The organism is Bacteroides sp. HF-162 (assembly GCF_015679285.1).
GTDB lineage: Bacteria > Bacteroidota > Bacteroidia > Bacteroidales > Bacteroidaceae > Bacteroides > Bacteroides uniformis.
In genome coordinates this window covers 2760103-2776179 of record NZ_CP064937.1, presented here as the reverse complement: position 1 = coordinate 2776179, position 16077 = coordinate 2760103, and the positions used below count along the sequence as shown (strand labels likewise).

9 protein-coding genes are annotated in these 16077 nt (G+C 50.2%); 6 read left to right on the top strand and 3 right to left on the bottom strand.

The features are described 5' to 3' along the window. Positions 1–185: 185 nt before the first annotated feature. Positions 186–1376 carry a glycosyltransferase family 2 protein gene (locus tag ITJ87_RS11300; protein ID WP_117600546.1) on the top strand — a complete coding sequence of 397 codons (1191 nt, stop codon included), beginning with the start codon at positions 186–188 and terminating at the stop codon, positions 1374–1376. 16 nt (positions 1377–1392) lie between these two features. Next, the gene (locus ITJ87_RS11295) at positions 1393–4083 is read left to right on the top strand and encodes an ATP-binding protein (RefSeq protein WP_117964445.1); all 2691 of its coding nucleotides are present in this window, start codon (positions 1393–1395) and stop codon (positions 4081–4083) included. An 89-nt stretch (positions 4084–4172) separates the two neighbouring features. On the opposite strand, the gene ITJ87_RS11290 is transcribed toward ITJ87_RS11295, so the two are convergent. Together ITJ87_RS11290 and ITJ87_RS11285 are read right to left on the bottom strand one after the other, a co-directional pair. Beyond that, entirely contained in the window at positions 4173–5948 is a 1776-nt protein-coding gene (locus ITJ87_RS11290; protein ID WP_117600662.1) for a biotin/lipoyl-binding protein, read from the bottom strand. 146 nt (positions 5949–6094) lie between these two features. After that, positions 6095–6598 (bottom strand): RNA polymerase sigma factor, encoded by a 504-nt coding sequence (locus ITJ87_RS11285; protein WP_117600548.1) that lies wholly within the window; start codon positions 6596–6598, stop codon positions 6095–6097. A 271-nt stretch (positions 6599–6869) separates the two neighbouring features. Between ITJ87_RS11285 and ITJ87_RS11280 the strand changes: the two genes are divergently transcribed. Further along, on the top strand, positions 6870–9773 hold the full coding sequence (locus ITJ87_RS11280) for a pitrilysin family protein (RefSeq protein ID WP_117964446.1): 2904 nt from the start codon (positions 6870–6872) through the stop codon (positions 9771–9773). Positions 9774–9964: 191 nt separating this feature from the next. On the opposite strand, the gene ITJ87_RS11275 is transcribed toward ITJ87_RS11280, so the two are convergent. Next, positions 9965–10591, bottom strand: coding sequence for a trimeric intracellular cation channel family protein (locus ITJ87_RS11275; protein WP_034528739.1), 627 nt, complete (start codon positions 10589–10591; stop codon positions 9965–9967). A 189-nt stretch (positions 10592–10780) separates the two neighbouring features. Between ITJ87_RS11275 and ITJ87_RS11270 the strand changes: the two genes are divergently transcribed. The 3 genes from ITJ87_RS11270 to ITJ87_RS11260 all read left to right on the top strand — a co-directional run bounded on the left by ITJ87_RS11270 (position 10781) and on the right by ITJ87_RS11260 (position 16044). After that, positions 10781–11875 (top strand): UDP-N-acetyl glucosamine 2-epimerase, encoded by a 1095-nt coding sequence (locus tag ITJ87_RS11270; RefSeq protein ID WP_117964447.1) that lies wholly within the window; start codon positions 10781–10783, stop codon positions 11873–11875. Between the two features lie 299 nt (positions 11876–12174). After that, the gene (locus ITJ87_RS11265) at positions 12175–14760 is read left to right on the top strand and encodes a DUF5686 and carboxypeptidase-like regulatory domain-containing protein (protein ID WP_117964448.1); all 2586 of its coding nucleotides are present in this window, start codon (positions 12175–12177) and stop codon (positions 14758–14760) included. 12 nt (positions 14761–14772) lie between these two features. Beyond that, on the top strand, positions 14773–16044 hold the full coding sequence (locus ITJ87_RS11260) for a replication-associated recombination protein A (RefSeq protein WP_117600552.1): 1272 nt from the start codon (positions 14773–14775) through the stop codon (positions 16042–16044). Positions 16045–16077: the final 33 nt, after the last annotated feature.

Here is a 16077-nt window from a genome sequence, read left to right as displayed (position 1 = left end):
TATCTGCCCGTCTCCCTCCTATGGAGAATGATTATAACATCAAAATGCCCTGAAAACCAAACTTTACCTCTTGAGACACAAACATTTCATTTTTCTTTTCTTTTTCTTGCATCAGTAAAAGATTATCCATACTTTTGGCAATCACATTTCTTTTTCCTCAAAAAGATAGCAAACAAAACAGAAGCATGAAAGTTCTTGAGATACTCTTCTGGATAAGTTTATTCATAGTGTTCTATACCTATATAGGCTATGGTATATTATTATATATTCTGGTCAAGATAAAAGAGTGCTTCCACACACCTACCCTCTGGCCTATGCCCACCGACAACGCATTGCCCCCATTGACTCTGTTTATCGCCGCCTATAATGAAGAAGATGTAGTGGACGAAAAAATGCGCAACTGTCTGGAGCTGGACTATCCTGCCGACAAGCTACGCATTCTTTGGGTGACCGACGGCAGCAACGACCGTACCAACGAACGCCTCTCCCGCTGGCCGCAAGCCACCGTCCTCCACCAACCCCAACGCCAAGGCAAGACAGCCGCCCTGAACCGCGGTATACATTTCGTAGGAACGCCCCTTGTCGTATTCACCGATGCCAATACGCACCTCAACCGAAAAGCCCTACGGGAGATAGTGCACGCCTTCACCGACCCTAAAGTGGGATGCGTGGCAGGCGAAAAACGTATTGCTGTGCAAAGTAAGGACAATGCTGCCTCTGGGGGAGAAGGGTTGTACTGGAAATACGAATCCACCCTCAAAGCGCTCGACGCACGCCTCTATTCAGCAGTAGGAGCAGCGGGTGAGTTGTTTGCCGTGCGCCGCAATCTGTTCGAAGAAATGCAAACAGACACGTTGCTCGACGACTTCACACTCTCCCTGCACATCGTCATGCAGGGACACACCATTGCCTATTGCGCCAATGCCTATGCCGTAGAAAGCGGCTCGGCAGATATGCGCGAGGAAGAAAAGCGCAAGGTGCGCATCGCTGCCGGTGGCTTGCAGTCTATCTGGCGGCTACGTCCGCTGCTCAACCCGTTCCGTTACGGCACATTCTGTTTCCAATATATTTCCCACCGGGTGCTGCGCTGGTCGCTCACTCCTATCCTATTGTTTCTATTGCTTCCCCTCAACACAATTCTCATCTTTACGACAAGCACGCCATTACTGTATGCCATCATCTGGCTGTTACAAGCTTTTTTCTACCTCATGGGAAGTTGGGGGTACTACCTTTCAACGAAGCATATAAAGAACAAGATACTTTTCATCCCCTACTATTTCCTTTTTATGAACGTCAACGTCATACGAGGATTCAACTACCTGCGCAAACGTAAAGACAATGCAAGCGGCGCATGGGAGAAGGCCAGAAGGGCATGAAACTAATACTATAAGAATGAAAAACATTTTAAAACAAGCTGAAAACGCCGAAAGACTGTTAAAGCTGACATCCGACACCATGATTCTTCTGGACAAAGACGGTATTTGTGTGGACATTGCAGTTTACAACATCAATCTCTGGTTCTTGAAGGAAGACCGGTTACTGGGCAAGAATCTGTTCCAACTAATTCCCTTATCCACTTATAACCAAATCTATCCGGACTTTAAAAGAGTACTGACGCACAAAATACGCTCTACCCATAACTACGAAATGGCCTTGAACGGCACCACTTATTTCTTCAAGTGTATCATGTCCCCCTTTGACGGAATGGTGCTCTGCCAATACCGCGACATCACGGAACGTAGTCAGCGCAAGCTGGAACTCGAAAGAAAAAACCAAGAGTTGAATGAAATCCAAAAAGCTGCGCTTATCGGAAACTGGCAATACGATTCAGACACCCAAAGCTTCAAATATGCCGGACACACCGATATCCTATGCACAGAGGAGACACAAGAAATCAATCTGAACGACTATCTGAAACTGATACTTCCCGAAGACCGGAAATCTTTCACCAACTGGCTGAAAGAAAACCTAAAAGGGAAAATGGAAAACAGTGTGGACTACCGCATCTTGCTTCAAGAAAAGATTTTCTATATACGGCTCAAGGCCTTTGCACGCGAATATCATAAAGACAAAAATACCATTCTGGAAGGATATATACAGAATATCACCGACATTCAGCAACGGCGCAACGATATCAACTTGCTGACACATGCCATCAACAACTCCACCGAAGATATTTACTCGGCACACGAAGACGGTACACTGATATTCGGCAACCGCTGCTTCAAGGAGCGACATGGCATCGGCAATACCCAAGACATCACGAAACTGAAAATATACGACTTGCCTTCGTATGGAAGAGACAAAAAATCGTGGAAAGAATTTGCAGAATGTGTCAAACGCGGAGAAACCTCCCAAGGCTATATTGTTCACAATCCGTTGCCACTGCGTCCGGAAGTACTCGCCATAGAAGGAAACGCCTATTGGGTGACGAGTGACAAAGGCGAAGGGACGGTCTGGACTTTCGGAAGGGATGTATCCACACGCATCCGGCATGAGCAACAAATCAAACAGTTCAACCTGATTCTGGACAAAATCATCGAAAACCTCCCGGCAGGCATTGTCGTGAAGGACATCAACAACAACTTCAAGTACCTCTACCGCAACCGCGAATCGTACAACCGCGAAATCCCCATACAAGAGGCATTGGGGAAAGACGACTTCGACTTTTATCCCCTGGAGACTGCCCAGGAAAAAAGAGCACAAGACATTGAAATAGCCAGGACCGGCAAAGAGATGCACTGGATTGCGGAAGAACGCGACGGAAACGGAACCCCCATCTATCTGGACAAGCGAAAGATGAAGATTGAAAGCAACGATTTCTCCCCCATCCTGCTGAACATCGAATGGGACATCACGGAAATGGAACAGATGAAACGGGAATTGCTCGTAGCCAAGGAGAAAGCCGAGACTTCCGACCAGCTCAAATCCGCTTTCCTCGCCAACATGAGCCATGAGATACGCACACCGCTCAATGCCATTGTAGGCTTCTCGCGCATCATTGCCGAAAGCACCGACGAGAAGGAACGGCTAGGCTATTACGAAATAGTAGAATCGAACAACGAACGCCTGCTCCAGCTCATTAACGAAATTCTCGACTTATCAAAAATCGAATCGGGTATCGTGGAGTTCACCATCACGCCCGTACGCCTCCATCCGCTCTGCAAGGAGATACACGACGCACATATTTTCCGCTGTCCCAAAGGAGTGGAGCTGATATACGAACCCTCTGACGAGAATATCGTGATTGACGGAGACAAGAACCGGATTTTCCAGGTCATTTCCAATCTGATAGGCAATGCCTTCAAGTTCACCCCCGCCGGGTACATCAGTTACGGGTATCACCGGGAAGGCAAGTATGTAGCATTCCACGTCACCGATACGGGTATGGGAATTGCACCGGACAAAGTGGACCGGATATTCGAACGTTTTGTCAAGGTGAACAACTTTGCCCAAGGCACCGGATTGGGACTTTCCATCTGCAAGACTATCATCGAACGCCTGGGCGGCAACATATCCGTCACTTCGGAAGTGGGTAAAGGCACCACATTTATTTTTGTCCTCCCACTGGAATCCTCCAGCAAAACAGAGATGGAAAAGAAGGAAGAGAACAACCGGGAAACGACAGCAAAGGCACATTCCACAGAGCAGAGGAGCAGAAATACAGCCCCCGGAACTTCCCCGAAGAATGAAGAAGCCGGAACACTCCCTACCCCTCCTTCCAAAACCATCCTGATTGCCGAAGATACAGAAAGCAATTTCATCCTAATTAACGCCATTTTAGGCCGGCTCTATCGGTTGAAACATGCCAAAGACGGCATGGAAGCCGTAACTATGTTCGAGGAAGTCCATCCCGACCTCATCCTGATGGACATGAAAATGCCCAACCTTGACGGAATCGACGCCACACGCATCATCCGTGAACTGGCGCCGGACATCCCCATCATCGCCCTTACAGCCTATGCCTACGAACACGACAAGCAGGCTGCCCTGGAAGCAGGTTGCAACGACTTCCTTACCAAACCCTTCACCCAAGAAGTACTGAAGGAAACCATCAAGAAATGGTTGGACAATAAAGGATGACTGAAAGGACTGTAGGGTGATAAACTATCGCATTATCACCCTACTACGTTATCAACTTTCAGTGAAATTCCACTTTTTCAAGTTCTCATTTATGCAAAGATATCACTCCGCTGGATATAGGCTATCACATCGCCTTTATTGACCACATCCCCTTGCTTGGCACAGACTTCCACCACACGTCCGGTAAATCCGGTCCATATCTTCTCGTATTCACCCCACGGCGTAGAGATGTAGCAGAACACCTCATCATGCTGGTACTTGCGTCCAATGAAAGGAGCAGAAGAAGGACCTTCGACAGAAACCTCCCAAAGCACTTGCCCTTTGGAAGGCGCGATTATCGGGTCTGCCTTTGCACGCTTCAGCTTCTTGATTTCCTCTTCCGAGTATCCGTTTTTGGCCATCGCCGCATCCTTGGCACGCTGCAGGTCATCCTCAAAACGTTTCTTGGCAACGCCGGATTTATAGTCGCGATACTGCCGGTCGTGCATGGCAAGCTCGAAGAGTTCCTCGTCATCATCGCCATATTCCCAACCGTTTTCGTCCATCTCTTTCCGGTATGTATCCAGAGCATCCGGGTAGTTCAGCTGCGGGTCCGTATCCACGAACTCAAAACCCTTGGACTTGGCCAGTTCCACTATCTCGGGCGCCAAAGTACCGGGCAGGCGTCCGCTCTTGCCCAGAATCATGTCCCACGTATGGTTGTCTATCATCGTCCAGCGCTCCTCTCCCTTTACTTGCTGCATGAGGTTCATCAGAGCCACATTCTTCACATACTGGCTGAAAGGAGTCACCAAAGGAGGATAGCCCAGTTTGGGCCATACATATTCCACTTCGTCGAACAGCATGACGAGTAAGTCGTCCAGACTGAGTTCCGGCTCATTCTTGCCGCGCAGTATCATGTTGATGCCGGAATGCACTCCCTTCAAGTCGGCCATCATGGAGCCCATCATGCCACCCGGCAAACCGCACTTCAGCAAGAGTGAGGACATATGTTTATTGGTGGGATCCATGAAATAACCCAAGAAATCGTCAATGAACTCCTGCGTCATGGCACGGGCTTTCATGTAGGCTTTCATGTTTATGTCGGGCACCTGAAAACCCAGATCTTTCAGCATGGCCTGCACGGAGATGATGTCCGGATGAACCTTGCCCCACGACATGGGTTCCATCGCCACATCGATGATGTCGGCACCGTTCTCGCAGACTTCGAGAATGGAAGCCATAGAAAGTCCGGGACCGCTATGCCCGTGGTATTGTATCAGCACATCGGGATGCTTCTCCTTAATGGTTCTGACAAGCTGTCCCAGCATACCCGGACGTCCGATGCCAGCCATATCCTTCAAGCAGATTTCGGGTGCCCCGGCTTCAATCAATCGGTCGGCAATACCGGCATAGTATTCCACCGTATGGACAGGAGAATACGTGATGCAGAGCGTAGCCTGCGGTATCATGCCCGCTTCCAGGGCATATTTGATGGAAGGAATTATGTTCCGCGTCTCGTTCAGTCCGCAGAAGATACGGGTAATGTCCACACCCTGGGCATGCTTCACCTTGTACATCAGCCGGCGCACATCTGCTGGAACGGGATACATGCGCAGTGCATTCAGCCCGCGATCAAGCATATGCGTCTGTATACCTGCTTCCCTGAAAGGCGCGGTAAAGGCGCGTACAGCCTTATTGGGATTTTCGCCGTACAGAAGGTTTACCTGCTCAAAAGCTCCTCCGTTCGTTTCGACGCGTGCAAAACAGCCCATTTCTACTATCAACGGAGCAATGCGTACCAACTGGTCTACCCGGGGTTGATACTTACCGGACGACTGCCACATGTCCCGGTAAACAAGACTGAATTTAATTTCCTTTTTCATCATAGTCAGTAATAAGAGATTTTTTTCTTCGGTTAACTTAACATATACAAATATAAAGGATTATTCTGACATATAGTCAAGAATAATCCTTAAAAATTCATCGCAATCAATATGTTATATATCATATTGCTACTACCAAACTATTATCAGATGAAATCTTTCAGTTCATCCTGCAACTTCTGACGTGTAAAGAAGATGCGGCTTTTCACTGTTCCGAGTGGAAGACCGAGACGTTCGGCAATCTCACGGTACTTGAAACCGGACACGTGCATGGAGAAAGGGACTTTATAGTCGCGTGGAAGGGCATTGACGATGCGGTGCATTTCTTTCAGGTCGTAGGCACCTTCGGTACTGGCAAAACCAGAGTCCTGGGGCATACTGAGGTGATACTGATTGTCCGTCTGGTCTACAAAAGTCTGTTCGCGAACTATTTTCCGGTAATTATTGATAAAGATGTTGCGCATAATGGTATACATCCAACCTTTGAAATTGGTGTCGGGTTCAAATTTGTCTTCGTTATCCAAAGCCTTGAGAGACGTCTCTTGCAACAAATCATTCGCTTCTTCCCGGTCGGCTGTCAACTTGTATGCAAAGCGAAGCAGTTCTTCTTGCACTGCAAGTAAATCTTTTCTAAAACTGTAAGTATTCATACTTTGCTCAATTTTTAAATAGTTAATAATGGTTTAGGTTTTACGGTTGCAAGTATAAGGAAGATTTGAAGCTCCGGGGGACGGAATACGGTTTTTATTAGGGGTAAAAACTATCATTTGACAGTTTCCACCCCCTCTATGATAGTTTACGGGTGATATCATGTACTGAAAATCATCATTTTTCCGAAGATTTCGTAAATGTTACGTGATTTTTTTATAGCTTTGCCTACATATAGGGAAACACTTTTATTATATAAAAACACTTTATTTTATGAAATCATTTCAATTAAAGTCACTTCTTCTGCTGGCTGCCGTCATCATCTCCCTGCCCTCCTTTGGACAAGGACTGAAAGCGTTCAAGCTGAAGAACGGTCTTTCCGTATATATATGGGAAGACGAATCCAAATCGGACGTATTCGGACTGGTAGGCGTACGTGCCGGTTCCATCAACGACCCCGAAGAGTACACGGGACTTGCACACTACCTGGAGCACGTCATGTTTAAAGGAACAGACAAGATAGGCGCGCTGAACTGGACGGAAGAAGAACCGATCTACAAGGAAATCATCGCCAAGTACGACCAGATGGCCGAAGAAGCCGACCCGGTAAAAAAAGAAGCCATCAGCAAGGAAATCAATGAGCTGACCGTCAAGGCCGGAAAGCTGGGGCTTCCCAATGAATACTCCAACCTGATGGAAAGCATGGGCGCCAAAGGGGTAAATGCAGGAACCTACTATGACTGGACCTTCTATCACAGCTCCTTCCCTGCCTATCAGATAAACAAATGGCTGGAGATTTCCTCACAACGTTTCCTGCATCCCGTATTCCGTTCCTTCCAGTCGGAGCTGGAAAACGTGTACGAAGAATATAACCGTTCACAAGATGACCAGGGACGTGCACAGAACCAGTTCGTGATGGAGAAAGCTTTTGAGGGACATCCTTACTCCCGTTCCATCATCGGCCTGCCCGAACATCTGAAGAATCCCCGCCTGAGCAAGCTGATTGAATTCTACGAACAATGGTATGTACCCGAAAACATGGTACTGGTACTCGTAGGAAACATCAAAGCCCAACAAATCAGCGGACGCATCAATGCCGCCTTCGGGCGTCTGGCTGCAAAGCCCGCACCCGAGCGCAAGGTCTACCAGAACCTCGAAATAAAAGGCCGCAAACAATATTCGGCCAAAGTGGGATTCTACCCGCAAGTGGCAATGGTATTCAACGGAGTGCCTGCCGGACATCCCGACGAAGATGCTCTGGACATCGCCCTGGCACTGCTGAACAACAACAGCCAGACCGGAACCATGGACAAGCTGGTACTGGACGGTGAGCTGACCAGCGCCGGAGCCTACACCCGTACTTTCCGTGAACAAGGGCGCGCCATCGTAGCGGCCATTCCCCTCTACGACGAAAACCAGCGCCGTTTCGAGTCTACCAAAAGCGCCGAAAAGAAAGCCTTGAAAGCCATCCAGCAAATCGCCAACGGAGAATTCGAGGACTGGAAAATTGATGCCATCAAAGCCGAGAAATGCCGCCAGTTCGACCTGGAAATGGAGTCGAACGAGGACAAGGCCATGATACTGATGAACGCCTTCTACAACGAGCAGGATTTGGGCGACATACTCAACTACAAGGACAAGATTATGGCCATCACTACTGACGACATCAAGCGGGTAGCCAAGAAATACCTGTCGGACAACTACCTGGCCCTATATATCGAAAAAGGGAAACCTGACAAAAACGCCAAGATTGAGAAGCCGGGGTACAAACCCGTAGAACCTCCGGTAGGCAAGGAATCGCTTTATGCAACGCAATTCAAGAACCTGCCCATCGGACAGATGGAAGAGAAATTCGCAGACTACGGCGAAGTGCAAATCAAGCAGCTGAACGACCGTTCCAAGATGTACTACACGCCCAACAAGGAGAACAACGTATTCCAGCTGATTGTACAATACGGAGCCGGTGAACGCGAATTCCCGAAACTGGGCTATGCCGCCCAACTGATGAACAACGCAGGTATCATGGGAGCCTACGAACCGCAAGAGCTGAAAGAAGAACTCAGCAAGCTGAACGCAACCTGCCACGTGACAGCCGATGAAGACAACCTCTACATCATCATGGAGGGCTACGAAGCCACCCTGCCGCAAGCCTGCCAGCTACTTTCACGCCAGATTCTGATGCCGAAATTGGACGAAAAGCAACTAGCACGTCTGAAAGGTTCGGCAATGGGTATGCGCCAGCAGCGTAAAGACAACGTCAGCATCCTGAACGAAGCGCTGCGCCAGTACATGCTCTACGGAGAGAAATCAGACTACATCAAGGAGCTGACCGACAAGGAGATTTACGAATTGCAGATTTCAGAACTGACGGGCGACATCAACCGTGCCTCCAACTACGAGGCAAAGGTATTCTTTACCGGAACACTCCCCTTCGACCAAGTATACGACATCCTGAGCAAGAACCTCCCGTTGGTAGCCAACGAACGCCCGTCCAACTCCCCGCAGGCAAAGGAGATGATGCCGGTAACCGAAAACACCGTCTACTTCCTGCCTAACAACGATGCAGAACAAGCCCAAATCCACCTCTACATCCCGATGCAGAAGGCTGACAAGAAGGACGACGTGCTGCGTAGCGCATTCAACCAGTACTTCGGTCTCGACTTCACCGGCATCGTTCTGAACGAAATACGCGAAAAACGCTCCATGGCCTATACAGCCTACGCATTCGTCGGCACGCAAGGCATAGCCGGAAAAGCAAGCTACCTGCGCGGCTACATCGGTACCCAGAACGACAAGGCAAACGATGCATTGGACGTACTGATGAGTCTCGTCAATGACATGCCGAAGAATCCGGAACGTATCGGCAACATCAAGAGCTACCTCCGCCAAGCCATGCTGACCAGCCACCCCAGCTTCCGCAACAAAGCTATGGAACTGGTAGACTTGGGCTACAGAGGCTACACGGACGACCCAGCCAAAGAAAACCTGCCGAAAGTAGATGCACTGACCTTTGACGACATCGTGAAGTTCTACGAAGAGAACATCAAAGGCAAACCTTACTGCATCTCCATCATGGGCAACCCGAAGGACATCGACCTGAAGCGGCTGGAGAAATTCGGCAAGGTAGTGAAACTGAACGAACGCAAGCTCTTCAACACGAAGGATGCATTGTTCTAACCTAGTCTTATCTCTTTAGCAATCCTATCCTCGCTCCCTTTAATAAGGGGAACGAGACATATGAAAAATTCCCCGACATTTCGGTTTGAAAATGCCGGGGAATCTTATTTTAAAACATCTGGGAAGTGCTTCTCCGGAATGTCCGAGTTTCACCGGAAAATCCCTGAGGTTTTCAGACTGCAAACAACGGACTACATTTCCTGCTCCTCTTCATTACCCGAAAGGATAGGAAGGCAAATCCTATACTTTACTGCCAGTATACGGGTAACGAACACCGTCACACCACCCACAATCTGGCACACGAAAGACTCCATCCCCAAAAGGTGGCACATCCAGTAGAAGGTTCCTCCCACCACACAAGCCATCGCATAAATCTCCTTCCGGAATATCAGCGGAATTTCGTTGATGAATACGTCACGTATCACACCTCCCGCAGCCCCGGTAATGCTGCCCATGATGATGGCCACCCAGAAGGGATAGCCCAGCGCGATGCTCTTGCCCACACCAACGACCGTGAACAGTGCCAGGCCGATACTGTCGAATATGAAGAATGTATTGTGCAGATGGATGAGATGCTTACCGAAGAGGATGACCCACAACAAGGCCAGTCCGGTACAAATCAAATAAATAGGGTCCGTCATCCAACCCGGGGTGACGTCCAGCAGCAGGTCGCGTATCGTACCGCCTCCGATGGCCGTCACAAAACCCACCACATACGCTCCAAACCAGTCGAACCGCTTGGCCGAGGCCAGACGTATGCCACTAATGGCAAAGGCAAATGTGCCAATGAAATCGAGTATCTGAACAAATGTTGGCATTATCACTTTGAGAATTAAAAATTAAAAATTAAACAAGTGCTTCGAGTATCCAAAATTAAATCCGAGTATCCAAAACCGAAAAAGATAATACATATTTCAACAGACACTCTGAAAATAATAGGCAAAGTAACAAATAATTTCCCTAAGAAAGCGTATTTTTGTATCGACATTTTTTTACCAATTACGACAATGAAAATAACAATCGTATCGGGCGCACGCCCCAACTTCATGAAAATAGCCCCCATCTGCCGCGCCATCGACGCCGCCAGAGAGGCAGGAAAGAACATCTCCTACCGCATCGTCTACACCGGTCCGCAGGATGACACCAGCCTGGATGCCTCGCTCTTCTCCGACCTCTCTATGAGGAAACCGGATGCCTGCCTCGGCGTCACCGGACATGACCACTCGCAGGTGGCAGCCTCCATCATGCTTGCCTTCGAGCGTGAGTTGGACGGGCACCCAGCACAAGTCGTACTGGTGGTAGATGACATGACCGCCACCATGAGTTGCTCCATCGTCGCCAAGAAGCGCGGGCTGAAGGTGGCGCACGTCATAGCAGGCACGCGCTCCTTCGACATGAACATGCCCCGCGAAGTGAACCGAACCATCGTGGACGCCATCTCCGACTATCTCTTCACTGCCGGCATGGTGGCCAACCGCAATCTCAACCAAGAGGGTATGATACCCGACTATATCCACTACGTGGGCAACATACTGATTGACACCATCCGCTTCAACCGCCACCGCCTGGTGCAGCCCATGTGGTTCTCCAGCCTCGGCCTGCGGAAAGGAAACTACTTGCTACTCACCCTCAACCGCCGTGACCTACTGGAGAAGAAGGCAGTGCTACACTCCCTGCTCCAGACCGTCATCGAAAAGGCCGACGGCATGCCTATCGTCGCCCCTCTGCACCCCTATGTACAAAAGGCAGTGAAGTCACTGGGACTGGATGCCCCTAACCTGCACATCCTGCCTCCACAGAGCTACCTGCACTTCGGGTTCCTCATCAATCAGGCACGGGGCATCGTCACCGACTCGGGCAACATTGCCGAAGAAGCCACCTTCCTTGACGTCCCCTGCATCACCCTCAACACCTACGCCGAGCATCCCGAAACCTGGCGTATCGGTACCAACGAGCTGGTCGGCGAAAACTCCTTCGCCCTCTCCGCCTCGCTCGACAAGCTGCTGCACGGAGAATGGAAGCACGCCATCCTACCCGACCGCTGGGACGGACGGACGGCGGAACGCATCGTACAGACACTACTGAACGGCAACAATTCATAATCCTCCATAAATTCTATCCCAAGCTTGCAAACGTCTATCCCAAACCTACGGACGCTTATCCCAAGCTTGGGTCTTTCTATCCCAAGGCTTGGGATAGAGCTTTCTCCATACATTGCGCAACTTTATCCTTTATATCCGGCAACTTCTCTACAAGGATTCCGTACATTTTTTATCTGTATCCAGCAAACAAGACATACGACTTTCACGTTCATTTAACCATATCTCCCGTTTCTTTAGTCTATATTTGCTTCTTGATTAACCTTAATTTGTTAACTTTGTGCCCGAATTATCTGTAACTTATGAAGCAAAGATATATAATTTATGCCCTTTTCCTGCTGTCACTGTTTGTCTCCATCAGCGCATCCGCCCAAATTAAGGGTGTCATCACAGACTCTCTCACGAACGAACCGCTGATGTATATCACCGTACAGTATGAAGGGAAAGGTGTAGGCGGCATCTCCAACGCAAACGGTGAATACCAGGTTGAAACCCACAAAGGCTGGGATGAGCTGACATTCTCCGCTGTAGGTTATATCACCAAGAAAGTGAAACTGAATCCCGGTACCCGGGTGCTGAACGTCAAGTTGCAACCGGACGACATCATGCTCTCCGAGGTCGTCGTGAAACCTAAGAAGGAGAAATATTCCCGCAAGAACAACCCCGCCGTGGAGTTTATGAAGAAGGTCATCGAGAACAAGAAGGCCTTGAAACTGGAAGAGAACGACTACTATCAGTATCAGAAATATGAAAAGATGAAGATGTCGCTCAACGATGTTACCCCCGACAAAATGGAGAAAGGTATTTACAAGAAATTCTCCTTCTTCAAAGACCAGGTGGAGGTATCGCCCAAGACCAACAAGATGATTCTACCCATCTCCATCAAGGAGACGGCGAGCAAGACCATTTTCCGTAAAAGCCCCAAGAGCGAAAAGACCATCATCGAAGGCATGAACTCCACTGGTATCGAAGAGTTCTTCAACACCGGAGACATGCTGGGGACCATCCTTACGGACGTATTCTCCGACATCAACATCTACGACGACGACATCCGGCTGCTGCAACGCCGCTTCGTCAGCCCCATCGGTCGCGGAGCCATCAACTTCTACAAATACTACTTGATGGACACGCTCATGGTGGATAAGCAGGAGTGCGTGCACCTCACCTTCGTTCCGCAGAACCCGCAGGACTTCGGTTTCACGGGGCACCTCTACGTGGTGAAGGACTCCACCTATGCCGTGAAGAAATGTACCATGAACCTACCCAAGAAGACGGGTGTCAACTTCGTGGAAAACCTCGACATCGTGCAGCAGTTCGAACAACTGCCCGACAGCAACTGGGTGTTGACCGACGACGACATGACCGTGGAACTGCACTTCGTGAAAGGTATCCAAGGCCTGGAAGTGCAACGGACCACCAAATACAGCGACTATCAATTCACGGAAATAGAGCCCCGCCTCTTCCGTCTGAAAGGAAACGTCATCAAGGAAGCGAACATGCTTGCCAAGAGCGACGAATACTGGGCGAAAGTCCGCCAAGTGCCCCTCACCAAGAAAGAGAGCACGATGGACGTATTCATGAACCGCATCGAGCAGATTCCCGGTTTCAAGTACGTTATCTTCGGGGCGAAAGCCTTGATTGAGAACTTCGTGGAGACGGGTGGCAAGAAGCATCCCAGCAAGTTCGACTTCGGTCCCATCAACACGATGATAACCAGCAACTACGTCAACGGCACGCGCTTCCGTCTGAGCGGTATGACAACAGGTAACCTTGACCCGCATTGGAGCCTGAGCGGCTACGGTGCCTACGGAACCAAGGACAAGAAATGGTTCTACTCCGGACAGGTGGCCTACTCCTTCAACAAGCGCGAATACGTATTGTGGGAGTTCCCGAAACACTATATCGCCTTCAAGTACACCTACGACGTGATGTCTCCCATGGACAAGTATCTCGCCACGGACAAGGACAACTTGTTTGTCGGCTGGAAATGGACGACGGTGGACCAGATGTCCTACATGCGCGACGCCACGCTGACTTACGAGCTGGAGACCAATACCGGCTTCTCCGTACAGGCCATGGCGCGCCATCGTAACGACCAGCCTGCCGGACAATTGCAATACTGGAAGAACAACGGAGGGACACCCGGACAATGGGACGAAAAAAATACGTTGGTGCACGACATCACCACCACCGAGCTGGGTGTGACTTTGCGTTACGCTCCCGGTGAGACCTTCGTCAACACCAAGCAACGCCGCGTGCCCGTATCGTTGGATGCGCCCACCTTCACCCTCTCCCACACCGCCGGATTCAAGGGCGTGCTGGGTGGAGAGTATAACTTCAACCTGACGGAAGCCAGCATCCGCAAGCGCTTCTGGCTCGGCTCGTGGGGCAAGCTGGACGTAACGGCACGTGCCGGTGCGCAATGGAACACCGTTCCCTTCCCCCTGCTGAACCTGCCGATGGCGAACCTCTCGTACATCACGCAGAACAACGAGTCCTTCAACCTCATCAACAACATGGAGTTCCTGAACGACCGCTACGCCTCCCTCAACCTAAGCTACGACATGAACGGAAAACTCTTCAACCGCATCCCGCTCATCAAGAAGCTGAAGTGGCGCGAGATGTTCCGCATCCGTGGCTTGTGGGGCACGCTGACGGACAAGAACAACCCGTACAAGAGCAACAATCCCGACTTATTCCTCTTCCCCATGCGCGACGGTGTACCCACCAGCCACGTCATGGGCAAGACTCCCTATGTGGAAGCCAGCGTAGGTATCTACAATATCTTCAAACTGCTCCACATAGAATATGTACGTAGGCTGACCTATACGGACATACCGGGAGTGAAGAAGGGCGGTATACGCTTCATGATATTAATGATATTTTAAGAGTTACATACTATGCAACCATTAGCAGAACGGCTTAGACCAAGAACATTAGATGAATATATCGGTCAGAAACATTTAGTGGGACCAGGTGCAGTGCTGCGTAAGATGATTGATGCAGGACGTATCTCTTCGTTTATCCTATGGGGTCCTCCGGGAGTGGGAAAGACAACCTTGGCGCAGATTATCGCCAACAAGCTGGAAACTCCTTTCTATACGCTCAGTGCCGTGACCAGCGGCGTGAAGGACGTGCGCGACGTGATAGAGCGCGCCAAGAGCAACCGTTTCTTCTCGCAAGCCAGTCCCATCCTCTTCATTGACGAGATACACCGCTTCAGCAAATCGCAGCAAGACTCACTGCTGGGAGCCGTGGAGCAAGGCACCGTGACGCTGATAGGCGCCACCACGGAGAACCCTTCGTTCGAGGTCATCCGCCCGCTGCTGTCCCGCTGCCAGCTCTATACCTTGAAGTCACTGGAGAAGGACGACCTGCTGGAACTGCTGCAACGTGCCATCACCACAGACACCGTGCTGAAGGAACGGAAGATAGAACTGGAAGAAACCACCGCCATGCTCCGCTTCAGCGGAGGAGACGCCCGCAAGCTGCTCAACATCCTCGAACTGGTGGTAGACTCCGAAGCCGCAGACCCTGTCCTCATCACCGACGACATGGTGACCGAACGCCTGCAACAGAACCCTCTTGCCTACGATAAGGACGGCGAGATGCACTACGACATCATCTCCGCCTTTATCAAATCCATTCGCGGCAGCGACCCGGATGGCGCCATCTACTGGCTGGCGCGCATGGTCGAAGGAGGTGAAGACCCTGCCTTCATAGCCCGCCGCCTCGTCATCTCCGCCTCCGAAGACATCGGACTGGCCAACCCCAACGCACTGCTGCTTGCCAACGCCTGCTTCGACACGCTGATGAAAGTGGGATGGCCCGAAGGACGTATCCCACTGGCAGAAGCCACCATATACCTTGCCACCAGCCCCAAGAGCAACTCCGCCTATATGGCCATCAACAATGCCCTGGAACTGGTACGTGAAACGGGCAACCTCCCCGTCCCTCTGCACCTGCGCAACGCCCCTACCAAGCTGATGAAGCAGTTGGGCTACGGCGAGAAGTACAAGTACGCTCACGACTACCCCGGCAACTTCGTCAAGCAGCAATTCCTGCCCGACGAATTGAAAGACCGCCGTATCTGGGAGCCACAACTCAACCCTGCCGAGCAGAAGCACAAGGAACGGATGCAGCAACTCTGGGGAGAGGAAAAGAAATGGTAAACTATCAATTAAAATTAAAAGTTAGAGATTAAA